This window comes from Pseudomonas sp. F9001 (assembly GCF_013385435.1).
In the GTDB taxonomy this organism is placed as follows: domain Bacteria; phylum Pseudomonadota; class Gammaproteobacteria; order Pseudomonadales; family Pseudomonadaceae; genus Aquipseudomonas.
Genome location: NZ_JACAPX010000011.1, coordinates 521879 through 545390, shown reverse-complemented (window position 1 = coordinate 545390; position 23512 = coordinate 521879). Strand labels below are relative to the sequence as shown.

Annotated in this window: 23 protein-coding genes; 12 read left to right on the top strand and 11 right to left on the bottom strand. The window is 60.7% G+C overall.

Translation table 11 applies throughout. The features are described from left to right. Nucleotides 1-40: 40 nt before the first annotated feature. Nucleotides 41-1465: an aldehyde dehydrogenase gene (aldA, locus tag HX818_RS11465; RefSeq protein WP_177020106.1), complete on the bottom strand. Its 1425-nt coding sequence runs from the start codon at nt 1463-1465 to the stop codon at nt 41-43. A gap of 208 nt (nt 1466-1673) precedes the next feature. On the opposite strand from aldA, the gene ccoN reads away from it, so the two are divergent. Further along, nucleotides 1674-3101, top strand: coding sequence for a cytochrome-c oxidase, cbb3-type subunit I (gene ccoN, locus HX818_RS11460; protein ID WP_003212552.1), 1428 nt, complete (start codon nt 1674-1676; stop codon nt 3099-3101). Continuing rightward, nucleotides 3101-3322: a cbb3-type cytochrome c oxidase subunit 3 gene (locus HX818_RS11455; RefSeq protein WP_177020105.1), complete on the top strand. Its 222-nt coding sequence runs from the start codon at nt 3101-3103 to the stop codon at nt 3320-3322. The genes ccoN and HX818_RS11455 overlap by 1 nt, the downstream gene beginning before the upstream one ends. A gap of 110 nt (nt 3323-3432) precedes the next feature. Here the strand turns inward: HX818_RS11455 and HX818_RS11450 are convergent, their stop codons facing one another. Beyond that, on the bottom strand, nt 3433-3927 hold the full coding sequence (locus HX818_RS11450) for a hypothetical protein (RefSeq protein ID WP_003212554.1): 495 nt from the start codon (nt 3925-3927) through the stop codon (nt 3433-3435). Between the two features lie 126 nt (nt 3928-4053). Here HX818_RS11450 and HX818_RS11445 point away from each other — a divergent pair, with 126 nt between their 5' ends. Next, nucleotides 4054-4749 carry an aspartate/glutamate racemase family protein gene (locus HX818_RS11445; RefSeq protein ID WP_177020104.1) on the top strand — a complete coding sequence of 232 codons (696 nt, stop codon included), beginning with the start codon at nt 4054-4056 and terminating at the stop codon, nt 4747-4749. On the opposite strand, the gene HX818_RS11440 is transcribed toward HX818_RS11445, so the two are convergent. The 3 genes from HX818_RS11440 to HX818_RS11430 all read right to left on the bottom strand — a co-directional run bounded on the left by HX818_RS11440 (nt 4746) and on the right by HX818_RS11430 (nt 7680). Next, entirely contained in the window at nt 4746-5258 is a 513-nt protein-coding gene (locus HX818_RS11440; RefSeq protein ID WP_177020103.1) for a GNAT family N-acetyltransferase, read from the bottom strand. The genes HX818_RS11445 and HX818_RS11440 overlap by 4 nt on opposite strands. Nucleotides 5259-5336: 78 nt before the next feature. Beyond that, nucleotides 5337-6482, bottom strand: coding sequence for a glycerate kinase (locus tag HX818_RS11435; protein WP_177020102.1), 1146 nt, complete (start codon nt 6480-6482; stop codon nt 5337-5339). A gap of 91 nt (nt 6483-6573) precedes the next feature. Beyond that, nucleotides 6574-7680, bottom strand: coding sequence for a sugar diacid recognition domain-containing protein (locus HX818_RS11430; protein ID WP_003212558.1), 1107 nt, complete (start codon nt 7678-7680; stop codon nt 6574-6576). A 161-nt stretch (nt 7681-7841) separates the two neighbouring features. On the opposite strand from HX818_RS11430, the gene HX818_RS11425 reads away from it, so the two are divergent. Both HX818_RS11425 and HX818_RS11420 read left to right on the top strand, forming a co-directional pair. Continuing rightward, on the top strand, nt 7842-9152 hold the full coding sequence (locus tag HX818_RS11425) for an MFS transporter (protein ID WP_003212559.1): 1311 nt from the start codon (nt 7842-7844) through the stop codon (nt 9150-9152). A 254-nt stretch (nt 9153-9406) separates the two neighbouring features. Then, nucleotides 9407-9760, top strand: a complete 354-nt coding sequence (locus HX818_RS11420; protein ID WP_023658819.1) for a hypothetical protein — start codon at nt 9407-9409, stop codon at nt 9758-9760. Between the two features lie 65 nt (nt 9761-9825). Here the strand turns inward: HX818_RS11420 and HX818_RS11415 are convergent, their stop codons facing one another. Continuing rightward, on the bottom strand, nt 9826-10530 hold the full coding sequence (locus tag HX818_RS11415) for an SDR family oxidoreductase (RefSeq protein WP_177020101.1): 705 nt from the start codon (nt 10528-10530) through the stop codon (nt 9826-9828). A gap of 100 nt (nt 10531-10630) precedes the next feature. Here HX818_RS11415 and HX818_RS11410 point away from each other — a divergent pair, with 100 nt between their 5' ends. The 3 genes from HX818_RS11410 to rarD all read left to right on the top strand — a co-directional run bounded on the left by HX818_RS11410 (nt 10631) and on the right by rarD (nt 13639). After that, entirely contained in the window at nt 10631-11533 is a 903-nt protein-coding gene (locus tag HX818_RS11410; RefSeq protein WP_008432540.1) for a LysR family transcriptional regulator, read from the top strand. Between the two features lie 76 nt (nt 11534-11609). After that, nucleotides 11610-12620, top strand: a complete 1011-nt coding sequence (locus tag HX818_RS11405) for an aldo/keto reductase (RefSeq protein WP_008432538.1) — start codon at nt 11610-11612, stop codon at nt 12618-12620. A gap of 137 nt (nt 12621-12757) precedes the next feature. Next, a complete protein-coding gene (gene rarD / locus HX818_RS11400; protein WP_023658818.1) occupies nt 12758-13639 on the top strand; it encodes an EamA family transporter RarD in 882 nt (293 codons plus the stop codon). Here rarD and HX818_RS11395 read toward each other — a convergent pair. From HX818_RS11395 to HX818_RS11385, 3 genes are all read right to left on the bottom strand, one after another. Next, entirely contained in the window at nt 13608-14840 is a 1233-nt protein-coding gene (locus tag HX818_RS11395; RefSeq protein ID WP_256346350.1) for a dermonecrotic toxin domain-containing protein, read from the bottom strand. The two genes, rarD and HX818_RS11395, sit on opposite strands and share 32 nt — an antisense overlap. 158 nt (nt 14841-14998) lie before the next feature. Next, nucleotides 14999-16075, bottom strand: coding sequence for a 4-hydroxyphenylpyruvate dioxygenase (gene hppD, locus HX818_RS11390; protein WP_003212566.1), 1077 nt, complete (start codon nt 16073-16075; stop codon nt 14999-15001). A gap of 249 nt (nt 16076-16324) precedes the next feature. Beyond that, nucleotides 16325-17248, bottom strand: a complete 924-nt coding sequence (locus HX818_RS11385) for a DMT family transporter (RefSeq protein WP_177020100.1) — start codon at nt 17246-17248, stop codon at nt 16325-16327. Between the two features lie 77 nt (nt 17249-17325). On the opposite strand from HX818_RS11385, the gene HX818_RS11380 reads away from it, so the two are divergent. The 3 genes from HX818_RS11380 (at nt 17326) to HX818_RS11370 (ending at nt 20429) form a co-directional block, all read left to right on the top strand. Continuing rightward, entirely contained in the window at nt 17326-18198 is an 873-nt protein-coding gene (locus tag HX818_RS11380) for a LysR family transcriptional regulator (protein WP_003212568.1), read from the top strand. Nucleotides 18199-18322: 124 nt separating this feature from the next. Then, nucleotides 18323-19867, top strand: a complete 1545-nt coding sequence (locus HX818_RS11375) for an EAL domain-containing protein (protein WP_177020099.1) — start codon at nt 18323-18325, stop codon at nt 19865-19867. A gap of 196 nt (nt 19868-20063) precedes the next feature. Continuing rightward, entirely contained in the window at nt 20064-20429 is a 366-nt protein-coding gene (locus tag HX818_RS11370) for a histone-like nucleoid-structuring protein, MvaT/MvaU family (RefSeq protein WP_003212570.1), read from the top strand. Between the two features lie 170 nt (nt 20430-20599). Here HX818_RS11370 and HX818_RS11365 read toward each other — a convergent pair whose 3' ends face one another. Beyond that, nucleotides 20600-21136 (bottom strand): DUF4946 domain-containing protein, encoded by a 537-nt coding sequence (locus tag HX818_RS11365; RefSeq protein WP_008432526.1) that lies wholly within the window; start codon nt 21134-21136, stop codon nt 20600-20602. Nucleotides 21137-21329: 193 nt separating this feature from the next. Here HX818_RS11365 and gloA point away from each other — a divergent pair, with 193 nt between their 5' ends. Next, nucleotides 21330-21851, top strand: a complete 522-nt coding sequence (gloA, locus tag HX818_RS11360; RefSeq protein ID WP_008432524.1) for a lactoylglutathione lyase — start codon at nt 21330-21332, stop codon at nt 21849-21851. Between the two features lie 63 nt (nt 21852-21914). Here the strand turns inward: gloA and ahpF are convergent, their stop codons facing one another. Beyond that, a complete protein-coding gene (gene ahpF / locus HX818_RS11355) occupies nt 21915-23480 on the bottom strand; it encodes an alkyl hydroperoxide reductase subunit F (RefSeq protein ID WP_003212573.1) in 1566 nt (521 codons plus the stop codon). Between the last annotated feature and the right edge of the window lie 32 nt (nt 23481-23512).

Genomic DNA, 23512 nt, shown 5'->3' with positions numbered 1-23512 from the left:
GATAATTGTTTTTATTGAGGTGAAGCCGGTGGTCGGTGAATCAGTACTTCATGACCACCAAACGGGTCTGGGTGAATTCAAGCATCCCGTGCTTGCCGTCATCGCCGCCCAGCCCTGAGCGTTTCCAGCCGGCGTGGAAACCCTGGTAAGGGTCGGCCGGGGTCCGATTGACGTACAACTCGCCGGCCTCGATGGCGTTGGCGACTTTCATGGCCGTGCGGTAGTTCTCGGTATAGAGCACCGACGACAGGCCGAACTGGTGATCGTTGGCCATGGCCAGCGCTTCGTCGATATCGCGGTACTTGAGCACCGGCAGCACCGGGCCGAAGATTTCTTCCTGGATGATTTCCATGTCCTGGCGGCAGGCGCTGAGCAGCGTCGGCGGGTAGAAATGGCCCGGGCCGTCGGGGAGTACGCCGCCTGTTTCCAGTACAGCACCGTCGGCGATGGCGCGCTCGACCATGGCGTGAATATTCTGCCGGGAGCTGGCGTTGACCAGTGGGCCCATCAGGCCCGCATCCGTGGCACGGTCACCGAATTTGACGGCGCTGATCTTGGCCTTGAGCAGGGCCAGGAATCGGTCATAGACGCTTTCCTGCACATACACCCGCTCGACGGCCGTGCACAGTTGGCCGCAGTGGGTGGTCTTGGAAGCGATGATGTCGCTGGCGGCTTTTTCCAGGTCGGCGTCGGCCTCGATGATCGCCGGGGTCTTGCCGCCCAGCTCCAGGGACGGCTTGGCGATGTTGGCCTTGCAGTAGTCGAGCACGATGCGCCCGGCGTTGACGCTGCCGGTCAGGGTGATCAGGCCCACGGCCTTGTGGGTGCACAGGGCGGCGGCGGTGGCGTGGTCCATGGTCAGGATGTTGATCACGCCGGCCGGCATGCCCGACTGCTCGACGGCGCGGGCGATTTCAAAGGCGGACAACGGCGTGTTGTTGCTTGGACGCACCACCACGGTGTTGCCGGCAATCAGCGCCGGGGCGATTTTGCGCAGCAGGGTATAGACCGGGTAGTTGAACGGAATCAGGCAAGCCACGACGCCAATGGGCTCGCGTTGCAGGAACAGGTTTTCGTCCGGGGTGTCGCTGGGGATGATTTCGCCTTCGATGCGGCGCGCCCATTCGGCGTGGTAGCGGGTGATCTGGGCGGCGTAGCGCGCTTCGTTGCTGGCGTCGTCGAGGCTTTTGCCGGATTCGCTGGCCAGCGCCCGGCCTATGCTTCCAGCGCAGGTTTCGAGGGCGGCGGCGAAAGCCCGCAGGTGTTCGGCGCGCTGGATGCTGGTGAGCTTGCCCCAGGTTTTCTGTGCGCTGGCGGCGGCATCGACGGCCGCAATGGCTTCATCAGGGGTGGCGGCGGACACCCGGCCTACCTGGGCCTCGGTCGCGGGGTTGTAGACCGCGATTTGGGCGGTGCTGGCAGGTTCGGCGAAGTGGCCGTTGTAATAGTTGCGCTCGATTTGCATATGGTTTTTTGCCCAATCGTTGTTGTTTTGCGAGTGACTTGCAGTTTTGTCATTGGGCGGGGGTTGGACAAACGATTTATTGACGGGGGTAACGTGCGAAAAATGCAGGTTAGTGGCTGATCCGTAGTAATGACCCGGGTCTGAGTCTGTATTGTTCTACCCATACTTCCTACAGTGCCGCCCACTTGGAACCGTGGGAGGACTAAGCATGCAACCACCATCAACCGCACAGGCCTACAACTACAAGGTCGTGCGTCAATTCGTCATTGCAACTATCGTCTGGGGCGTGGTCGGCATGGCCATGGGCGTGTGGATCGCCTCGCAACTGGTGTGGCCCGAGATGAACCTCGACCTGCCGTGGACCACCTTCGGCCGCCTGCGCCCGCTGCACACCAGCCTGGTGATTTTCGGCTTTGCCGGCAGCGCGCAATTCGCCGCCAGCTACTACGCAGTACAGCGCACCTGCCAGGTACGGCTGTACTCGGACAAGCTCGCTGCCTTTACCTTTTGGGGCTGGCAGTCGGTGATCGTGATCATGCTGGTCAGCCTGCCACTGGGTTACACCACCACCAAGGAATACGCCGAGATCGAGTTCAGCGGCGCGGTGTGGATGACCGTGGTGTGGGTGGCCTATGCGATCGTGTTTTTCACCACTGTGGTGCAGCGCAAGACCCGGCACATCTACGTCGGCAACTGGTTCTTCGGTGCATTTATCGTGGTGATCGCGATGCTGCACGTGGTCAATCACCTGTCGATCCCGGTGGACTGGTTCAAGTCCTACCCGGTGTATTCCGGGGCCACCGACGCGATGGTGCAGTGGTGGTACGGGCACAACGCCGTGGGGTTCTTCCTGACCACCGGTTTCCTGGGGATGATGTACTACTTCGTGCCGAAGCAGGTCGGGCGGCCGGTGTATTCCTATCGCCTGTCCATCGTGCACTTCTGGGCGCTGATCACCCTGTACATCTGGGCCGGTCCGCACCACCTGCACTACACCGCGCTGCCGGACTGGGCGCAGTCGCTGGGGATGGCGATGTCGCTGATCCTGCTGGCGCCGAGCTGGGGCGGGATGATCAACGGCATGATGACGCTTTCCGGGGCCTGGCATAAATTGCGCACCGACCCGATCCTGCGCTTCCTGGTGCTGTCGCTGGCGTTCTACGGGATGTCGACCTTTGAAGGGCCGATGATGGCGATCAAGACCGTCAACGCCCTCTCCCATTACACCGACTGGACCATCGGCCACGTCCACGCCGGCGCCCTGGGCTGGGTGGCGATGATCACATTTGGCTCGCTGTACCACATGATCCCGAAAATCTTCGGGCGCGCGCAGATGCACAGTGTGGGGCTGATCAATATGCACTTCTGGCTGGCGACCATTGGCACGGTGCTGTACATCGCGTCAATGTGGGTCAACGGCATCACCCAGGGCCTGATGTGGCGGGCGGTGAACGATGACGGCACCCTCACCTACTCGTTTGTGGAAGCGTTACAGGCCAGCCATCCGGGATTTGTGGTGCGATTCGTCGGCGGGGTGTTCTTCCTCAGCGGCATGTTGCTGATGGCGTACAACACCTGGCGCACGGTGCGAGTGGCGGATTTGAAGGTGGCGCAGCTTGACGCGCAGATCGCCTGATGTGGGAGATAGCGCTGAACCTGGCGGCGGTGATCAGTCTGTATGGCGCGGTTGAGTATTGCCTGCGGGGCCAGTCGAAGGAGAGCCTGGATGAGGCCAGCCTGATGCCGTTCGCCGATGACCCGGAAGTGGCACGGCGGGTGGAGCTGGCCACGGGCAAGCGGGTCAACGCGGTGGCGCCTGAGGAAACAAAGCAGGACTGGGGCAATATAGAGATCTAATTGTGGGAGCGGGCTTGCTCGCGAATGCGGTGGTTCAGTCAACATATACAGCGACTGACACACCGCTTTCGCGAGCAAGCCCGCTCCCACACAAGCACCACATTGAGCGACTAGCCGCGTTCGCGGGGAATCAGGCTCTGCAACTGCAACGCCAGGAAGTTGGCATCGAAGCCGAACGTATCCGGGTCTTTCAAACCGTTGGTTTTCTTCCACAGCCAGTCGTTTTTCCCCGGCAGCAATACCAGGGAAATGCTGCCGTAGCGGGCGGCGGTCAAGCCCATCACCGACAGCGAAATCAAACCGCCGGCGCCCATCACATCCGGCACGAACTCCACCGGTTTGCCGGCGATATGGATGGTCAGTTTCTCGGTCTTGAAGGTGGAGGTCTCCACCGGCACGCTGGGGCCGGAAGCCACGTACGCCTCGCGCTGCACTTCCAGCAAACCGACCGTCTTCACAGGCGCAAGCCACTGCTCGATCTGGCCGAACAACTCGCCGATCTTCTGCGCCCAATGGGCCGACTGCACTTCGAACTGCTGTTTCTTGTGGGCTTCGCTGTCGGCGTAATGACGCAGCATCTCGCCCAGTTGTTGTACATCGTCCATTGCCGTGTTCCTTGGGTGACCCATGTTGCGAGCCTTGATCATGGCAGATGCCGCACACCGGCGTATGACTAAAGCGCAGCGCGCGGGTAATGTGGTGCCCTCGCCCGTCCAATTCAGGAGCATCGCATGCGCACCATCGGCCTTATCGGCGGCATGAGCTGGGAGTCCAGCGCCGAGTATTACCGCATCATCAACCAGAACGTGCGCGACCAGCTCGGGCCGCTGCGCTCGGCACAACTGTTGATGTACAGCGTCGACTTCGGCCCGGTGGAGCAGGCCCAGCACGCCGGGCGCTGGGACGACGCGGCGCTGATCCTCGAAGACGCCGCCCGCCGCCTGCAAGCCGGTGGCGCCGAATGCATCGTGCTGTGTACCAACACCATGCACCTGGTAGCGCCGCAGATTGAAGCGGCGGTGTCGATACCGTTTCTGCATATTGCAGATGCTGCCGGCGCGGCGGCCGTGGAAGCTGGCACCCTGAGCGTTGGCCTGCTGGGTACCGCATTTACCATGGAGCAGGAGTTTCTCAAGTCACGCCTGGCGGCGCAGGGGCTGACCGTGCTGGTGCCGGACGCTGAAGATCGCCAGGCCGTGCACCGGATCATCTATGAGGAATTGTGCGTCGGGGTGATCAGCGACGCATCGCGCGAGGTGTACCAGCGGGTGATCGAGTCTTTGGCCGCCCGTGGCGCGCAGGCCATCATCCTCGGCTGTACGGAAATCAGCCTGTTGATCAAGCCGCAGCACACCGACCTGCCCTTGCTGGACACCACCGAGCTGCATGCGCAGGCTGCGGTGGCGTTTGCGTTGCAGGACGACTAGGCCGGCTTGCGGATGCGCGCCATGGTCAGGGTGTCGACGAACGCGCCGTCACGCACGGCGTAATCGCGCAGCCGGCCTTCGGTCTCGAAGCCGAACTTGTGGTACAGCCGGTGGGCGGCTTCGTTGTCGGCGTACACCGTGAGTTCCACCCGGTGCAGGTTCATCCAGTTATCCGCCACCTCCAGAGCCGCGCCCAGCAGCCGGGAGCCCACGCCCTTGCCCTGCCAGGCGGTGGCGACGCCCATGCCGAATGAACCGACGTGGCTTTGGCGCACGCGCAAATACTGTTCCAAACCCAGCTGGCCGATCACTTCACCGGCATGCAGCGCCACCAGCTGTAGCCGCCGCTCGTTGTCCTGCACCAGGCGTTTGCGCCAGGCCTCGACCGACTGGAAAGGCATTTGCAGCACCTGACGGCATACAGCCGGGTCGTTGTAGAGCGCAGCGACGCCTTCAAGATGGGCCTCGGTGAAGCGCGTGATAACGATCTTGGGTTCAGGTGTGTGCATGGTGTTTCGTCCTTTGAAAAACACGTGGCCGACCAGTGTAGGCGGCAAGGCCCCAGAATGGCGAGCCCTGCACTGCACTCATCGGGAACGCGCAGCCACCAATTTCCAGACCCGGGCAATGTCCGAGGCGCGCTCGCGCAACAGGCGCGGGGCCTCGCTGCAGGCCTGTTCCAGAGTAGTCGGGCCGGACGGCAAGGCGAACGCGGCATCCACGCCGTGGGCGTACATTTGCTCGTAGCCATCCCCCAATGTGCCGGCGATCACGATCACCGGCACGTTGTGCTGCCTGGCGATTCGCGCCACGCCAAACGGGGTCTTGCCGCGCAGGGTCTGGGCGTCGAACCTGCCTTCGCCGGTGATCACCAGGTCGGCGCCACGCACGGCTTGCTCAAGCCCAACAAGCTCTGCGACCACTTCAACACCCGCGCGAAACTGCGCGCCAAGGAACGCCTTGGCGGCGAAACCCAAGCCACCGGCGGCGCCGCTGCCGGGTTCGTCACGTACATCCTTGGGCAATACCTTGGCGCAGTGATCGGCGAAATGGCCGAGGGCCGCATCCAGTTGTTCGACTTGCTGGGGATTGGCGCCCTTTTGCGGGCCAAAAATCGCCGAGGCCCCGTGAGGACCGCATAAAGGGTTGTTCACGTCGGCGGCGATTTCGAAGCGCACTTCGTTCAGGCGGGGATCCAGTTGTTCAAGGCTGATGCGCGATAGCTTGCCCAGCGCCAGGCCGCCAAGGGGCAGCGCTGCTCCCTCGGCATCAAACAACTGCACACCCAGGGCTAGCATCGCCCCGGCGCCGCCGTCGTTGGTGGCGCTGCCGCCAATGGCCAGGATGATGCGCTGGGCGCCGGCATCCAGGGCGGCGCGGATCAGTTCGCCAGTGCCGAAGGTGCTGCTGGAACACGCATTTCGCTGACCCGGTGGCACGAGTTGCAGGCCGCTGGCTTCGGCCATTTCGATGATTGCGGTGTGGCTCTCGGCCAACCAGCCCCAATGCGCGTCGACACTGCCGCCCAATGGCCCTTGCACACGGCTGGTGCGCAGCTCGCCCTGGCAGGCGGCGAGTACCGACTCCACCGTGCCCTCACCACCGTCCGCCATCGGGCACTTGATCAGCTCGGCGTCGGGCCACACGCTGGCCAACCCCTCGGCAATGGCATTCGCCACGCCTTCAGCACTCAGGCTGTCCTTGAACGAGTCGGGGGCGATGATGATTTTCATGGGCTTTCTCCGGTTTTTATAACGCCCATGCTGCCAGTTGGCACCGGCAATAACGCCGGTCCATTGCACAAGAGTGGCTGGGGTTTGTTGTTCATTTGGACAAAGCTTGCGGCAATAGCTGCACGCCGAGGTACAACGCGAGCATGCCGTCGAGGGTCAGCGGGTCGACGCCGCTCAGCTCGGCGATGCGTTCCATGCGGTAGCGCAGGCTGTTGCGGTGGATCCCCAGGGCATCGGCGCAGGCCTGGCTTTGGCCGTCGTGGTCGCACCAGCTGCGCAGGGTCGCCAGCAACTGGCCGTTGCTGTCCTTGGCCAGTACCTTGCGCAGCGGGTTGAGCAGTTCGTCGAGGGCGTCGTCGTTGCGGTGGCGCCAGAGCATGACCGGCAGGCGGTAGCGATTGAGGGTCAGCAACCGCGATTCGGGCAGCACATCACGGCCATAGGCGAGCAGGTCGCCGACCCGCCGGTAACAACGGCGCAGGCCGGCCAGCCCGTCCGCTTGCCCGCCGACGGCGACCCGCAAGATGTTCCAGCCCAGGCCGTCGAGCTTTTCCAGCAGGCGCGGGTTATCGACCTGCACCGACGCAGGCCGGCACCACAGCAGGGAAAACTGCGCGGAGCTGACGCACCAGCTGTCGGGGTAGCGCGAGGTCAGCCAGGCGCTCAAGGCCTCGGCCGACTGGCCGCTGCCCAGCTCGAACAGGTACGGCGTGCGCGCCAGCTGCGGCTTGAGGCCCAGTTGCTGGGCTTCATCCACCAGGCGCGGCGAATCACCGGTCTCGGCCAGCAGCAGTGCCAGCAGATCATCGCAGCGCTGGCGCCGCCATTGCTGCTCGGCTTGCTGGTGACGCTGGCTGACCAGCATTTCGGCGGTCATGCGCACCAGTTCGGCATAGGTGCGCAGCAATTCCGGCTCACCGGTAATGCCCAGCACGCCGATCAGGCGCTGGTCGTGCAGCAGCGGCAGGTTGATCCCGGGTTGCACGCCCTTGAGGTGCTTGGCGGTCTGGCCGTCGATTTCCACCACCCGCCCGTTGGCCAGCACCAACTGCGCGCCTTCGTGGCGGGTGTTGATCCGCTCGGGTTCGCCGCTGCCCAGTATCAGGCCCTGGCTGTCCATGACGTTGACGTTATAGGGCAGGATCGCCATGGTGCGATTGACGATATCCTGCGCCAGGTCATGATCCAGCTCGAACATGGGGTTAAATTCCTGAAAAAAACCGGTTGTTCATAGGCACAGCGCAAACCATGCTTCACTGTGCGCGAGCACAAAGACAGCACCCCTTGAGGTGGCCGAGACTCGTTGGGCGATCAACGTTACCCTCGCATCGCGAAAAATCATAATAAAGAGAGACTGCCATGTCACAGAGCGCCGCTGTTACCCAGGCCACCGATGACGATAAAAACGCCGTATACAAGCGCATCACCCTGCGCCTGATCCCCTTCATTTTCATCTGCTACCTGTTCAACTACCTCGACCGCGTCAACGTCGGCTTTGCCAAGTTGCAGATGCTCGACGACCTGAAATTCAGCGAGACCGTGTACGGCCTCGGTGCCGGGATCTTCTTTATCGGCTACGTGCTGTGCGGCGTGCCGAGCAACCTGGCGTTGACCAAATTCGGTCCACGGCGCTGGATTGCGCTGATGATGATCGTCTGGGGCGCCCTGTCCACCTGCCTGTTGTTCGTTACCACACCGACGCACTTCTACGGCTTGCGCCTGCTGACCGGCGCCGCTGAAGCCGGGTTCTTCCCGGGCGTGGTGCTGTACCTCTCGCAGTGGTTCCCGACCTTCCGCCGTGGGCGGATCATGGCGCTGTTCATGTCGGCGATTCCGGTATCCGGCCTGCTCGGCAGCCCGTTCTCCGGCTGGATCCTCAACCACTTCGCCGCCGGCCAGGGCGGGCTTGCGGGCTGGCAGTGGATGTTCCTGCTGCAAGGCGTGCCGACGGTGATCCTCGGCGCCCTCGCCTACTTCCTGCTCAGCGACAGCTTTGCCAACGCCAAGTGGCTCACGCCCCATGAGCGCGCGGTGCTGGAAGCCGACCAGGCGACCGACCTGGCCAACAAACCGAAGACCACCAGCGACTCGCTGCTGGAAGTGTTCAAGAACCCGGCGATCTGGGCGTTCGGCCTGATCTACTTCTGCATCCAGAGCGGTGTGTACGCCATCAACTTCTGGCTGCCATCGATCATCAAGAACATGGGCTTCAGCGATAACCTGGTGATTGGCTGGCTGAGTGCGATCCCGTACCTGCTGGCGGCGGTGTTCATGCTGCTGGTGGGCCGCTCTGCCGACTTGCGCAAGGAGCGTCGCTGGCACCTGGTGGTGCCGATGCTGATGGGCGCGATCGGGCTGGTGATTGCGGTGAACTTTGCAACCACGCCGGCCATTGCGATCCTCGGCCTGACCATCGCCACCATGGGTGCCCTCACCGGCCTGCCGATGTTCTGGCCGGTGCCAACCGCGATGCTCAGCGCAGGTGCGGCAGCGGGCGGTCTGGCGTTGATCAACTCCATGGGCCAGATGGCGGGGTTCCTCAGCCCGTATATCGTCGGGTTTGTGAAAGATGCCACCGGGTCTACGGACCTGGCGCTGTACCTGCTGGCGGCGGTGATCGTCGCGGGCAGTGTGTTGGCGTTGCGCATGACGCGCACACTCAAGGCTTGAATCAGCGCTGACCGGTGCCGCGATATCGAGGGCGGCGCCGGTCATCTATCTGCTCATATAAAGGCGTGTTTTTATGGGCAAACAACTGCCTGACAGCCGTATTAACCTCTACGCCCATTCCAGGTAACAAATAGGCTACAACCTTTACCCAGCCTTTACTTTCGTACCCCATCATCCCGTCCGAAACCGCTGTCTGAAGCCTATGCCCGGGGATATTATCAAGACCGGTTCGGTGCATACGTAGAGGACTTATCATGATCAGTCGACTCTCAAAAATGAAAGTAGCCATGTTGCTCATTGCCACCCTCGCCATCGCAGGGCAAGCAGAAGCCCGTGGAGGATATGGCTATGGCTGGGGTCACGGTTATGGGTACGGGCATGGCGGTGGTTGGGGCTGGGGTGGCCCGGCTTTGCTGGGTGCGGTTGTCGGCGGTCTCGTAGTGGGTTCGGTGGTCGCCAACTCCCAGCCTCCGGTCTATGTGCAGCAGCAACCGGTTTACGTGCAACCGCAGCCGGTGTACATCCAACAGCCGCCACCGGTCTATTACCAGGCGCCGCCTCCAGGCTATTACTACCCGCCACAACCGGTTCCGGTGCCACGTTATTAAGCACGGCCCTATTACTGATAATGCAGGTCCCGCCTGAAAGCGGGACCTTTTTTATTCAGCTGCCTTTAGAGTAATCCGCCGCCGTCGACATCAATCACGCTACCGGTGACAAACCCGTTCTCCATCGCCAACACATACCCGGCAGCCACTTCTTCGGCCTGCCCCACGCGCCCCACCGGCAACGCCCCGCCCGCCTTGGCAAACATTGCCAGTCGCTGCTCATCGGACAACCCGGCATACGCCTCGGTGTCGATCACCCCCGGGCTGACCACATTGACCCGCCGTGGCGCCAGTTCCTTGGCCAGTTGCTTGCCCAGCGCTTCGGTCGCCGCATTGATGCCGGTCTTGATGAATTGCCCCGCAACCGTTTTGCGCCCCAACTGCCCCGACGTCAGGGTGATGCTGCCGCGCTCGGCGAGAAATGGCAGCGCCGACTGGATCGCCCGCAGCGAACCCCAGAGCTTCACGTTGAAGTTGTCTTGCGCCAGGTTCAGGTCGGTCTCGATCAGGGCCTTGGCCTGCACCGCAGGCCCTGCGGTGTAGACCAGATGGTCAAACGGCCCCACGGTTTCGAACAAGCGCTGTAATGAGGCTGCGTCGGTCACGTCCACCTGCTCGCTGCGCACCCCGTTCTCCACGGTTGAAGACAAGCGCCGCCCGGCCAGCACCACATGGGCACCGCGTGCCACGGCCTGCTTGGCCACCTCGGCACCGATGCCGCTGCTGCCGCCAATGACGATGATGGTTTTGCCGTTGAGGGGAGATGTCATGGGGAAATACCTGGCTGAGAAAATGAGCTTTCATCTTCCCAGCTTGGCAATCGTTGAAAAATCCCGGTAAAACGACAAGATCTTTAAAGGATTTTTACAAATGAGCTCAATCCTCGACCTTGAAGTGTTCGTACGCACTGCTGACACCGGCAGCCTGTCGGCAGCCGCCCGCAGCCTCAGCCTGACCCCGGCCGCAGCGAGCATTGCCCTCAAGCGCCTGGAAACCCGCCTGGGCATCCGGCTGCTGGCGCGTTCCACCCGCAGCATGCGCCTGACCGAAGAAGGCCGGCGCTACCTCGACAGTGTGCGCGTGGCCCTGGAGGCGCTGTCGGAAGGCGAACAGGCGGTCAAGCAGCAAGGCCAGAGCCTGAGCGGGTTACTGCAATTGGCCGCGCCCTCGGATTTCGGGCGCAATGTGCTGCTGGGCTGGCTGGATGAGTTCAAGCTCGAACACCCGAACGTGCGCCTTCAGTTGCTGCTCAACGACAGCAATGCCGACCTGTTCCGCGAAACCGTCGACATCGCCCTGCGTTTCGGCGTACCACGGGACTCCAGCCTGGTCGCGTTGCCGGTGGTGCCCGACCACACGCGGGTGGCGTGCGCCAGCCCCGACTACCTCGCGCGCCACGGTACGCCACGCCTCCCCCAGGACCTGGCACAACACAGCACGCTGCGCTATATGCGCCAGGGTCGGGCGAACAACACCTGGTACTTTCGCCAGGGCGAGGTGCTGCAGGAAGTCGAGGTCGGCGGCGACTACCTCAGTGATGACGGCGAGATCGTGCGGCGCTGGGCATTGGCCGGGCACGGCATCGCCTATAAAGCGCGGCTGGATGTAGCGCGCGATATCAAGGCCGGGCGCCTGGTGCCGTTGCTCACCGATTGGCAAGGCGAACCGACCCCGTTCAATCTGATGTGTCCCCATCGGTTGCAGGTGTCGGAGCGGGTCAAGGTACTGCACCGCTTCCTGCAACTGCGCTGCGCCGAACTATTACCGCAATAACCGTCGCGGGGCTTGTTCCAGAGCCTTGCTCTCTGGTATTGGATAGGGCCTGTCTCCCCCTTTTGAGGTGTTCACGATGATTTACCGCACACTGGGCCAGTCCGGGTTGAAGGTCAGCGCACTGACCCTGGGCAGCATGATGTTTGGCGAGCAGACCAACACCGAGGACTCGCTGCGCATCATCGACAAGGCCTGGGATCAAGGCATCAACTTTATCGACACCGCCGACGTCTACACCGGCGGGCGCTCCGAGGAAATCGTCGGCGAAGCCATCGCCCGCCAGCGCCAGGATTGGGTGCTGGCCTCGAAGGTCGGCATCGGCCCGGCGGATGGCCTGCCGAACCGCAGCGGCCTGAGTCGCAAGCGGATTTTCAATGCGCTGGAAGCCAGCCTGACGCGCCTCGACACCGATTACCTGGACATCTATTACCTGCACCGCGAAGACCACAACACGCCACTGGAAGTCACGATTTCAGCGATTGGCGACTTGATCCGCGAGGGCAAGATCCGCCACTGGGGCTTGTCCAACTACCGCGGCTGGCGGATCGCCGAAGTGATCCGCGTGGCTGAGCGCCTCGGGGTGGACAAACCGATCATCAGCCAGCCGCTGTACAACATCGTCAACCGTCAGGCCGAGGTGGAGCAGATCACCGCCGCCGCCGCGTATGGCCTGGGCGTGGTGCCTTACAGCCCGCTGGCCCGTGGCGTGCTCAGCGGCAAATATGCGCCGGACGTAACGCCTGAAGCCGGCAGCCGTGCCGGGCGCCAGGACAAGCGCATCCTGGAAACCGAATGGCGCGTTGAATCCCTGCGCATCGCCCAGCAGATCCAGCAATACACCCAGGGCCGTGGCGTGGGGATTGTCGAGTTCGCGATTGCCTGGGTCCTGAACAACTCGGCGGTCAGTTCGGCGATTGTCGGGCCGCGCACCGAGGCGCAGTGGGATGCCTACACCGGCGCGCTGGAGGTGAAGATCACGGCGGAGGACGAAGCATTCATCGACTCGCTGGTCACGCCAGGGCATGCGTCGACGCCAGGGTTCAATGATGTGAGCCACTTTGTGTCGGGGCGAGTTGCCCGGCCATAAGTCCCTTTTATGGGGGGACCTGAGAAATCCTCCCATAAACCGCTCCAAAACAGAGCAAACATCTCACCTCAAAAGCACTATATTCCCTCCCTGAAATCCCCCCTTCTTTTGTATCAATCGGCTTTCGTGAGGACAGTGTGTCTAAAGGTGTTGTGTTATCGGTCTTGGCCTCGGTGTTGTTTGCCGTGATGTATTACTTCACGTCGCTGCTTACGCCCTTGAGCGGCCTGGAGATCTTCGGCTGGCGCATGTTGTTGACGGTGCCCTGCATGACCGTGTTCATGATTGTCAGCGGCGAGTGGCGACGGGTGTGGGAACTGGTTCGGCTGGTTGCGGCCAAACCCGCGCTGATCGGCGGGGTCGTGGTGTCTTCGGCCCTGCTGGGGGTGCAGTTGTGGCTGTTCATGTGGGCGCCGCTCAACGGTCGCAGCCTGGATGTATCGCTGGGCTATTTCCTGCTGCCATTGACGATGGTGCTGACCGGTCGGCTGGTGTATGGCGAACAATTGTCACGCCTGCAAAAGATTGCGGTGTTCTTCGCCGGTGCTGGTGTGCTGAACGAGTTGTATCAGGTGGGCGGATTCTCCTGGGCAACCCTGGTAGTGATTATCGGCTACCCGGTTTACTTCGTACTGCGCAAACGCCTGAAGACCGACCACCTCGGCGGGCTGTGGCTCGATATGGCGCTGATGTTGCCGGTGGCACTGTGGTTCGTGCAAAGCGGCGAACAGGGTTTTGCCGTGCTCGACGCCCACAAGGGCTTGTACGCCTTGATCCCGATGCTGGGCTTGATCAGTGCGTCGGCGCTGGTGTGCTACGTCGTCGCCAGCCGCTTGTTGGCCTTCAGCCTGTTCGGGCTGCTCAGCTATGTAGAACCGGTGCTGCTGCTCGGCGTGGCCTTGTTGTTGGGCGAAAGCATCAAGGCGGGGGAATGGCTGACGTATCTTCCGATCTGGCTCGCGGTGATGGTGCTGGTGTTTGAAGGCTTCAAGCATTTGGTGCGTCAGCAGAAGGCCTGACAGCGCTTTTTTTTGCTGCCATTTCGAGCATTACAGCCGTTTGCGACAACCCCCCTCGGATGGCCCCGTAATACGGAATCCTGCCTTGGATTTCGTCGCCTATTTGGGTCAGTGCGGCGTCCATTTGCGCCTTTTCAACGCCAAACAGCTTACCGAGCCGGTTGCCATGGTTGAGTTCAAGCAAGGTGCCGGTGACGGGGTTTTTGACGATTTTTTCGATGGACTGCGCCACATCCTCAGGCACGCCCAGTGCGATCAAGGCCGTCCCAATGCCTGAACCCGGATTCTTCAGTTGGCGGATGAACTCGTCGAACAGCCCCCATAAATCGTTGGCACCTACATTATCCAGGCTGACACTGACGACCGTTTTCAAGTATTGCTCTCGCGAGACAGGCGACAGCGGCTGGTCATTGTTCAGGCCGTTTTTCACAAAGTAGAAGTTGCCCTTGTTACCTCCTCCATGGAAGTTGCCGTAGGCATCGTACTGATAGAGTACGGTTTCTCCGTCCGGACGTGTGCCTGCGAAAGTCACCCGGCCATCACGGGTCTCAACTTTCAGGTAGGTCCCCGTCAGCCCGTTGACCGGTACCGGCGGCACGCTTGGGTGCTTGTCCAGGCGATTGAAAATATCGCCCTTTTCGTAGCCAAAAGGCCCGACCACGGCATTGATATCGCCTGCGGCGAAGCGCGTCATCGTGTCTTTTACCCGCTTTGTCTGATCGGCAGGCGCATTGCGGGAAAAATGCCCGGCAAATACATCCAACTTGTCAGGGTCGATGGCGACCTCTTTGAGCCAGGCGTTCATTTCTTCAAGGTTATTGAATTCGAAGAACGAATTGCCCTCCACGTCAGGAATGTACAACAGGATATTCGTTCCGGTTTCAGAGGCGGGTACGCGTTTGACCACCAGAATGTCGCTCGACTGGATCCCGTCCACCGCGAACGTGCAGACCTGCGCGCCGACGGTTGATGAGGTACCCGGGGCCAATACGGCATTGGCCAGTTCGACGCCTGCGGCGGTCAGCTCGCCCTGCGCACTGCTCCATTCCACGTTCGAGGAAAACGTCACGCGGGCGACAGTGGCAGGACTTAATGGGGAGGGAACAGTTGGGGCCAAGGGACTGATGGCCGGTTCGTCGTTGACGGCTGCTGCCTGATTCAAACCTGGAGGTGGACTACCGGTGTGCGCAATGACTGTCATACATGAACCTCAACTGGGCATATGACACTGAGTAACGCTGGCAGTGAATTCCGTTCCTGGCCGCTGGCAACCGCCTGTGTCCCGATGTTTCTGCCGGGCAACAAAAAGCCCGGCCGGGTGCAATCCCGGTCGGGCTTTTTTGTGTATCGCCCAGGCGATCAGTCAGCGGTCAACACACCACGACGCACTTGGTCGCGCTCGATGGATTCGAACAGCGCCTTGAAGTTACCTTCACCAAAGCCGTCGTCACCCTTACGCTGGATGAACTCGAAGAAAACCGGGCCCATCAGGGTTTCCGAGAAGATCTGCAGCAGCAGGCGCTTGTCCCCCGCCACTGACGAGCCGTCCAGCAGGATGCCCCGTGCCTGCAGTTGATCCACCGGCTCGCCGTGGTTCGGCAGGCGGCCTTCGAGCATCTCATAATAGGTGTCTGGCGGCGCGGTCATGAAGCGCATGCCGATCTTCTTCAACGCATCCCAGGTCTTGACCAGGTCATCGGTGAGGAAGGCAACGTGCTGGATGCCCTCGCCGTTGAACTGCATCAGGAACTCTTCGATCTGCCCGGCACCCTTGGACGATTCTTCGTTCAGCGGGATGCGGATCATGCCGTCCGGGGCGCTCATGGCCTTGGAGGTCAGGCCGGTGTATTCGCCCTTGATGTCGAAATAGCGCGCCTCACGGAAATTGAACAGCTTCTCGTAGAAGTTCGCCCAGTAGGCCATGCGGCCGCGGTACACGTTGTGGGTCAAGTGGTCGATGACCTTGAGGCCCGCGCCCACCGGGTTGCGCTCGACACCTTCGAGGTACACGAAGTCGATGTCATAGATCGAGCTGCCTTCACCAAAGCGGTCGATCAGGTACAGCGGCGCGCCGCCAATGCCCTTGATCGCCGGCAGGTTCAGCTCCATCGGGCCGGTTTCGATATGGATAGGCTGGGCGCCCAGTTCCAGGGCCCGGTTGTAGGCCTGTTGCGAGTCCTTGACGCGAAACGCCATGCCGCACACCGACGGGCCGTGCTCGGCCGCAAAGTAGGAGGCGATGCTGTTGGGTTCGTTGTTGAGGATCAGGTTGATCTCGCCCTGCCGGTAGAGGTGTACGTTCTTGGAACGGTGGGTCGCGACCTTGGTGAAGCCCATGATCTCGAAGATCGGCTCCAGGGTGCCCGGGGTTGGCGATGCGAATTCGATGAACTCAAAGCCCATCAGGCCCATTGGGTTTTCGTACAGGTCTGCCATTTTCGGTGCCTCATCATCATTCTTGTAATTAACAAATGTTTATTTGCGAGCAAGGATGAGGTCAGCGGGTGGCGCACAGGAGATACCCCGCACGCTGCGGGCGAGGAAGTCACCAAAGATGAGGGGGGACCCGAGTAGCTTCATGGTTACATCAGTCTCTGACGGGCGAGGCTTGCGTTAGCGCAAGTCCTTATTCTTGTATGCGTAAATCGATTCTACACAGCGTAAACAGATTTGTCCGTACTCTTATCAAATCCCCATTGCCCTGGCCCGCGCAAGGGGTTTGTTGCACAGATAGATGCCCAGCAGAATGACCGCCCCACCCAGCAGCATCGGCACGGTCAGTTGCTCGCCAAGCAGCAATGCGCCGCAGATCACTGCCGTCAGCGGATTGAGGGCGATAAATACACCCGCACGGGTGGCGCCGATGCGGCGCAGGCCATCGTAGTAGCCGATGTAGGCCAGTGCCGAGCCCAGCACGCCCAGGTACAGCAAACTCATCAGTTGGGGCAGATCAATCCGGCCCAATGCGGCCATCGTTAGTCGGCCCGTCACCAGCGTGGTGATCGTCAGCATCAGCGTGCCCAGCAGGATCGACCAAGTCACGGTTTGCAACGGCCCCAGGCGCTGGTTGAGACTCCGGGAAAACAGCGAGTACACGCCCCACCCCACCACGCAGCCGAAAATCAGCAGGTCACCGACCCACGCATCTGCCGTGCCCTGCAGCAACTGCGGGTTGCGACTGACGATCACCAGCCCTGCGCCACCCAGGCACAGCGCGATCCCCACCAGCTTGAAGCAGCCCAGGCGTTCCTTGAACAGCAGCCACGAGGCCAGGCCAATCACTGCCGGGTTCAGCGCCACGATCAACGACGCCCGGGACGCATTGATGTAATGCAGGCCGTAGAAAAAACACAGGTTGTAGAAAAAGATCCCGAAAAAGCCCAGCACCATCAATTGCATCCATTGCGCGGTGGTCGGACGCACCAGGCGAATACGCGCGACGCCCAGGAAGGCCAGCAGCGCCAGGCTGGCCAGTGCAAAGCGCACGGTCGCCGCCAACAGTGGGTCCAGGCCTGCCGCCAGATAGCGCCCGGCAACGAAGGTGCCGCCCCAGATCATGGTCACGGCCGCCAGCTTCAGATACGTCAGACGGTCAGGGCTCGGGTTCATCAGATTTCTACTCACAAGACACGGGATTGGCTTATTGTTTGGTTAATCCCCGATCATCGTAAAATGAGTAAATACTCATGACCCTTACCCAACTGGAAATCTTTTCCCTGGTGGCCGAACTTCAAGGTTTCACCAGCGCCGCCAATCGCCTGGGCATCAGCCAATCGGCGGTGTCCCATGCGATCAAATCCCTGGAGCAGGAACTGGGTGTGGAGTTGATCCGACGTCATCAGTCCCAGGTCGAACTCAGCGATATCGGCCAACAACTGCTGTTGCGCGCCCGGGCCATGCTCGGGTTGGCCAACACGCTGCAACAGGAAGCCGCCGATGCCCGCGGGATGAAGCGCGGCACGCTGCGCATCGGCTCGTTCGGGCCGACCTCATCGATTCGCTTGTTGCCCGCGATCCTGCAGCATTTTCGCGAGCAGCATCCGGGCATCGAGGTGCATGTCGACGAAGGCCCCGATCGCCAGGTGACGCAGTGGCTGGAAGAGCGGCGCGTCGACGTTGGGTTTGTGGTGCTGCCTGAAGAGCGCTTCGATACGTTCCCGTTGATTGAGGACCAACTGGTCGCGCTGCTGCCCTTGGGGCATCACTTGGGCGCGCAGCCAAGTGTCAGCCTGAAAGCGCTGTGTGGTGAACCTTTTATCCTGACCCAGGCTGGTTCGGCCGAACTGGTCTCAAGGCTGTTCGTCGGTGCAGGGTTGCAGCCGGATGTGCGTTACCGCTGCTCACAGCTGCTCAGCACCCTGGACACCGTGCGCCGGGGCGACGGCGTGACCATTGTCGCCGAGTTGTCGCTGCCTGAATCCACGCAGGCGGATTACCTGATCAAACCGCTCAAGCCTGCCGTCAAACGCCAGGTGGGGCTGGCGGTACTGGACCGTCGGCAGTCCTCGCCGGCAACCCTGGCATTTATTCAACTGGCCACACGGTTGAAGCTTTATTGAACATGCACAGACGCCTGCCGCCATCTATCATGGCCATTACCGATACGCTTTGTTGGAAGGCCACCGAGGTTGTCCCGACCGCATTTGAGCGTCCTATTGCCCTCTTTCGCTACAGGCTGCGCAAATGCCACTGACCGTCAAAGGCCCCCGAAAGGCCTCCACTCGCCACCTGATCACCCTGCTCAGTGGCGCGCTGCCCATTTTGCTGGGTGTGCTTATCCTGTATTGGCAAGCCGGGCGCACCCTCGAGCACAGCACCGCGCAAACCGCCCAGGAGGCCGTGCGCCAGTTTGACCTGATGCTCGACAACACCGCCCTCGCCGCCCAGGACCTGCTGCCACTGGCCGGCCATGAATGTGATAACCCGACTCAACTGAAGCTGCGGGAACAGGTCACCCGCCGGCCGTTCGTGCGCGCCACCACCTTGTCCTGGCAGCGCAACATCTATTGCAGCTCGTTGTTTGGTGGCAACTACCAGTCCCCGGTCAACCCTGAGGACTACGTCGGCGGCCGTCTCTGGCTGATGAAAGGCAACCCGGTGACACCCGACACCGCATTGCTGGTGTATCGCCTCACCGAGGGAGACCGGGGGGCCTTCGCCTCCATTGATGGCTACCACTTGACCAACGCGTTGCGCCTGATCAGCCGATTTACCGACCTGGTGTTGCAGGTGGGGCCTAACTGGCTGGCGGCGGATGGCAAGGTGCACAGCACAGCGCTGCCGACATTTTCCGTCGCGCATCATCATCTCGACTCCACACGGTATACCTACAGCGTGGAAGCCGGGATGCCGGAGGGTGAAACCTGGCGCTACATGCAGGCGCGGTATCCTGCACTGTTCGTTCTGGTGGTGTTTTTCGGCGTGCTGGCAGGCATCCTCGCCCACTGGCTGCAAAAGCGCTCATCGGCACCGACCCTGGAACTGCAACGGGCCCTGGGCGCCAATGAATTTGTGCCCTATTACCAGCCAGTGGTGCGTGGCGACAACATCCGGCAGTGGGCCGGCTGTGAAGTGCTGATGCGCTGGAATCATCCCAGGGAAGGCCTGGTGCGCCCGGACCTGTTCATTCCCCTGGCCGAACATTCGGGCCTGATCGTACCGATGACCCGCGCCCTGATGCGCCAGACCGCCGCACAGTTGGCGCCCCACACCGCGCAGTTTGCCGACAATTTTCACGTGGGCATCAACATTACCGCTCGCCATTGTCACGACCTGGGGCTGGTGGAGGACTGCCGGGAGTTGCTCGCTGCCTTCCCGCCGGGCAAGGTGATCCTGGTCCTGGAGTTGACCGAGCGCGAGTTGATCGAACCCACGGATATCACCCGCCAGCTGTTCCAGGCGCTGCATGAAATGGGGGTAATGATCGCGATCGACGACTTTGGCACCGGCCACTCCAGCCTGGGTTATTTGCGCAACTTCAATGTCGATTACTTGAAGATAGATCAAAGCTTCGTGGCAATGATCGGTGTTGATGCACTCTCGCGGCATATACTCGACAGCATCATTGAACTGTCTGCCAAGCTGGACCTGGGCATCGTTGCCGAAGGCGTCGAAACACAAGAACAATGCGACTATCTGGCGGCCCAAGGCGTTGATTTCTTGCAAGGCTACCTGTTTGGCAAGCCTGTACCTTGCGACGAGTTCATTAGATTCCTGAACAGCCATTGAATAGCCAGCCACTTCAACGGAAATATTGTTATTTATACAAAAGACATGATTTACTCATGACTGATTAACTACTACAATTTTTCCTGCCTGTGCTGAATTGGCAGGAAGGCCACTTTCATTGAGTCGCCTTAAGGCTCTTGGCTTATCGCTTTGTTTGCAGTAGATATCAGCCAAATACACTATTGGAGTATAGATTTTGTCCAGACTCGCCGAATTTCGCGCAGCAGAAAAAGCCCTTCAAGAGCAGCTTGCCCAGCTGGAATCCCTGAAGAACGATGCTGGTTTGAAGAAAGAAATCGAATTCGAAGAAAAGCTGCAAGGGCTGATGAAGACCTACGGCAAAAGCCTGCGCGACATCATCTCCATCCTGGATCCTAACCCGGGCAAGTCCGGCGCTTCCGTCGCTGCCGCACCCAAACAGCGCCGTGCCCGCGTCGTCAAGGTTTACCACAACCCGCACACGGGTGAACTGATCGAAACCAAGGGCGGCAACCATCGCGGCCTGAAGGCGTGGAAAGAACAGTACGGCGCAGCCACAGTAGACTCCTGGCTTCGCGGCTAATGCTTTGCGGCTAGTACAAACGCACTAAGAAAAGCCCTGCACATGCAGGGCTTTTTTGTTTACAGCCATCGATAGTGAAACAAATCAGGACGCTGGCACTTTCAAAAACGAACTTTAAAAAACATTTCACTTTGTTCAAATCGACTTATTTGTCGCGATGCCTACAACGCTCAAAGTTTAAGGCTGTCACGCACCGAACTGACTTCATCCTTGCTTGATTCGTAAGCGTCGGCCTGGCCTGCGTATGAAAAAACATAGGCCTTATCGGTATCGACAGCCCCCACCAACGTTTGCGACAGCACATGCCGACCGTTCTCGGTGATTACACAGGTAGTTTCCAATGCCTCAAGCCGGCTCAATGTTGTGGGGTGCATCTTGGTGCACACACTTTGATAACCACCCTGGGCAAAGTCCTTCTGGATGGATTTGCGCATTTCCAGCAGCACGCCTTGCAGGTTGACCGTATGCCCCGCTTCGATTGGCGTGCCCGTCAACTCCATGACCATCAAGGTCGCGCCATTCTCATCATTCTTTATGGCCCGCTGGCGGGACACCGCCGACGGTTGTGCCGGGGCCTGGTCGTCGGGCGCCACTTCCTCTACCTGCCAGCCGCTGGGCCAATGAATTTCCGGGTCAGCCGCCCATGCAGCGGTGCTGCCCAGCAACAGGCCCAGGGTACTCAACAACGGTGCGCGAAATCCGGTCATTACGAAAAACACTCAAGGTTCAAGCGACAAAGTTTGGGCCCCTGCACCCGCTGGCCGCAAGGGTTGCGTCACCTTTTTCATTTGGCGCAACCGGCAGGGCTGCGTATCATGGACCGGCTGCACGGATGCCAGCCGCAAGCCAAGGGATGCTCCAACCGGAGCCACGTTTGCCCCATTTTTCTCTGGAGGGCCCATGAGCCTGCACGAACTGAACACTTTCCCGGGCGTCACCGCCCAGCCTGACGCCGCCACCACGAACTTCGTATTCAACCACACCATGCTGCGGGTCAAGGACATCACCAAGTCGCTGGATTTCTACACCCGCGTACTGGGTTTTTCCCTGGTTGAAAAACGTGACTTCCCGGAAGCCGAATTCAGCCTGTACTTCCTGGCCCTGGTCGACAAGGCCCAGATCCCGGCCGACGCTGCCGCCCGCACCCAGTGGATGAAGTCGATCCCGGGCATCCTGGAACTGACCCACAACCACGGCACCGAAAACGACGCGGACTTTGCCTACCACAACGGCAACACCGACCCGCGTGGCTTTGGCCATATCTGCATCTCGGTGCCGGACATCGTTGCTGCCTGCGCGCGCTTTGAAGAACTGGGCTGCGACTTCCAGAAGCGCCTGAGTGACGGCCGCATGAAAAGCCTGGCCTTCGTGAAAGACCCGGATGCGTACTGGGTTGAAATCATTCAGCCAACGCCGCTGTAAGGTTCCGCCGGCAATAAAAAACCCCATGATCACTCATGGGGTTTTTCATTTCCGGGCCGGAATTTACGCCGGGGCGGAAGTGCGGATCAGGTGATCGAAAGCACTCAGGGAAGCCTTGGCGCCCTCGCCTACTGCAATCACGATCTGCTTGTACGGCACAGTCGTTACGTCGCCGGCGGCAAAAACGCCTGGCAGCGAAGTCTCACCACGTGCATCGACGATGATCTCGCCACGTGGAGTCAACTCCACAGTGCCTTTGAGCCAGTCGGTGTTGGGCAGCAAACCGATCTGTACAAAGATGCCTTCCAGGTCGATAGTCTTGAACTCGCCACTGTCGCGATCCTTGTAGGCCAGGCCGGTAACTTTCTGGCCATCCCCCTTGACCTCACTGGTCAGCGCGCTGGTAATCACGTCAACGTTCGGCAGGCTGTACAGCTTGCGCTGCAACACGGCGTCGGCGCGCAACTTGCTGTCAAACTCAAGCAAGGTCACGTGGCTGACGATACCGGCCAGGTCGATGGCTGCTTCAACGCCGGAGTTACCGCCGCCGATCACCGCGACGCGCTTGCCCTTGAACAGGGGGCCGTCGCAGTGCGGGCAGAAGCACACGCCCTTTGCCTTGTATTCCTGCTCGCCCGGTACACCCATTTCACGCCAGCGGGCACCGGTGGCCAGGATCACGGTCTTGGACTTGAGGGTCGCACCGCTTTCGAAACGGATTTCGTGCAGCTCACCGTTGTTTTTCGCCGGGATCAGCGCAGTAGCACGCTGCAGGTTCATGATGTCCACGTCGTACTGACGCACGTGGGCCTCCAGGGCGCTGGCGAGTTTCGGCCCTTCGGTTTCCTGTACCGAGATAAAGTTCTCGATCGACATGGTGTCCAGCACCTGCCCGCCGAAGCGCTCGGCTGCAACACCGGTACGGATGCCTTTACGTGCAGCGTAGATAGCCGCTGCCGAACCCGCTGGGCCACCGCCGACGACAAGTACGTCGAACGCATCTTTGGCGCTGATTTTCTCGGCGGCTTTTTCGATACCGCTGGTGTCGAGCTTGGCGAGGATTTCTTCCAGGCCCATGCGGCCCTGGCCGAAGTTCACACCATTCAAGTAAACGCTGGGCACGGCCATGATCTGACGATCATCGACTTCTGCCTGGAACAGCGCACCGTCGATGGCGACGTGGCGGATGTTCGGGTTCAATACTGCCATCAGGTTCAGCGCCTGGACCACGTCCGGGCAGTTCTGGCACGACAGCGAGAAGTAAGTCTCGAAGCTGAACTCGCCTTTAAGGGCGCGAATCTGTTCAATCACTTCGACACTGGCCTTCGAGGGGTGGCCGCCGACTTGCAGCAGCGCCAACACCAGCGAAGTGAATTCATGGCCCATTGGGATGCCGGCAAAACGCAGGCTGATATCGGCACCCGGGCGGTTGATGGAGAACGATGGCTTGCGCGCATCATTGCCATCGCTTTTCAGGGTAATCAGCGTCGAAAGGCTGGCTACATCCTGCAAGAGGGCAAGCATTTCCTGGGATTTCGCACCGTCATCGAGGGAGGCGACGATCTCGATCGGCTGGGTGACCCGTTCCAGGTATGACTTCAACTGAGCTTTAAGATTGGCGTCCAACATACGGGCGATTTCCTATTAATTCGGTTTATTGC

Excerpts from the sequence above, each read along its gene's own strand:
- aldA (WP_177020106.1), bottom strand. The coding sequence starts at position 1,465 with ATGCAAATCGAGCGCAACTATTACAACGGCCACTTCGCCGAACCTGCC.
- ccoN (WP_003212552.1), top strand. The coding sequence starts at position 1,674 with ATGCAACCACCATCAACCGCACAGGCCTACAACTACAAGGTCGTGCGT.
- HX818_RS11455 (WP_177020105.1), top strand. The coding sequence starts at position 3,101 with ATGTGGGAGATAGCGCTGAACCTGGCGGCGGTGATCAGTCTGTATGGC.
- HX818_RS11450 (WP_003212554.1), bottom strand. The coding sequence starts at position 3,927 with ATGGACGATGTACAACAACTGGGCGAGATGCTGCGTCATTACGCCGAC.
- HX818_RS11445 (WP_177020104.1), top strand. The coding sequence starts at position 4,054 with ATGCGCACCATCGGCCTTATCGGCGGCATGAGCTGGGAGTCCAGCGCC.
- HX818_RS11440 (WP_177020103.1), bottom strand. The coding sequence starts at position 5,258 with ATGCACACACCTGAACCCAAGATCGTTATCACGCGCTTCACCGAGGCC.
- HX818_RS11435 (WP_177020102.1), bottom strand. The coding sequence starts at position 6,482 with ATGAAAATCATCATCGCCCCCGACTCGTTCAAGGACAGCCTGAGTGCT.
- HX818_RS11430 (WP_003212558.1), bottom strand. The coding sequence starts at position 7,680 with ATGTTCGAGCTGGATCATGACCTGGCGCAGGATATCGTCAATCGCACC.
- HX818_RS11425 (WP_003212559.1), top strand. The coding sequence starts at position 7,842 with ATGTCACAGAGCGCCGCTGTTACCCAGGCCACCGATGACGATAAAAAC.
- HX818_RS11420 (WP_023658819.1), top strand. The coding sequence starts at position 9,407 with ATGATCAGTCGACTCTCAAAAATGAAAGTAGCCATGTTGCTCATTGCC.
- HX818_RS11415 (WP_177020101.1), bottom strand. The coding sequence starts at position 10,530 with ATGACATCTCCCCTCAACGGCAAAACCATCATCGTCATTGGCGGCAGC.
- HX818_RS11410 (WP_008432540.1), top strand. The coding sequence starts at position 10,631 with ATGAGCTCAATCCTCGACCTTGAAGTGTTCGTACGCACTGCTGACACC.
- HX818_RS11405 (WP_008432538.1), top strand. The coding sequence starts at position 11,610 with ATGATTTACCGCACACTGGGCCAGTCCGGGTTGAAGGTCAGCGCACTG.
- HX818_RS11395 (WP_256346350.1), bottom strand. The coding sequence starts at position 14,840 with ATGACAGTCATTGCGCACACCGGTAGTCCACCTCCAGGTTTGAATCAG.
- hppD (WP_003212566.1), bottom strand. The coding sequence starts at position 16,075 with ATGGCAGACCTGTACGAAAACCCAATGGGCCTGATGGGCTTTGAGTTC.
- HX818_RS11385 (WP_177020100.1), bottom strand. The coding sequence starts at position 17,248 with ATGAACCCGAGCCCTGACCGTCTGACGTATCTGAAGCTGGCGGCCGTG.
- HX818_RS11380 (WP_003212568.1), top strand. The coding sequence starts at position 17,326 with ATGACCCTTACCCAACTGGAAATCTTTTCCCTGGTGGCCGAACTTCAA.
- HX818_RS11375 (WP_177020099.1), top strand. The coding sequence starts at position 18,323 with ATGCCACTGACCGTCAAAGGCCCCCGAAAGGCCTCCACTCGCCACCTG.
- HX818_RS11365 (WP_008432526.1), bottom strand. The coding sequence starts at position 21,136 with ATGACCGGATTTCGCGCACCGTTGTTGAGTACCCTGGGCCTGTTGCTG.
- gloA (WP_008432524.1), top strand. The coding sequence starts at position 21,330 with ATGAGCCTGCACGAACTGAACACTTTCCCGGGCGTCACCGCCCAGCCT.
- ahpF (WP_003212573.1), bottom strand. The coding sequence starts at position 23,480 with ATGTTGGACGCCAATCTTAAAGCTCAGTTGAAGTCATACCTGGAACGG.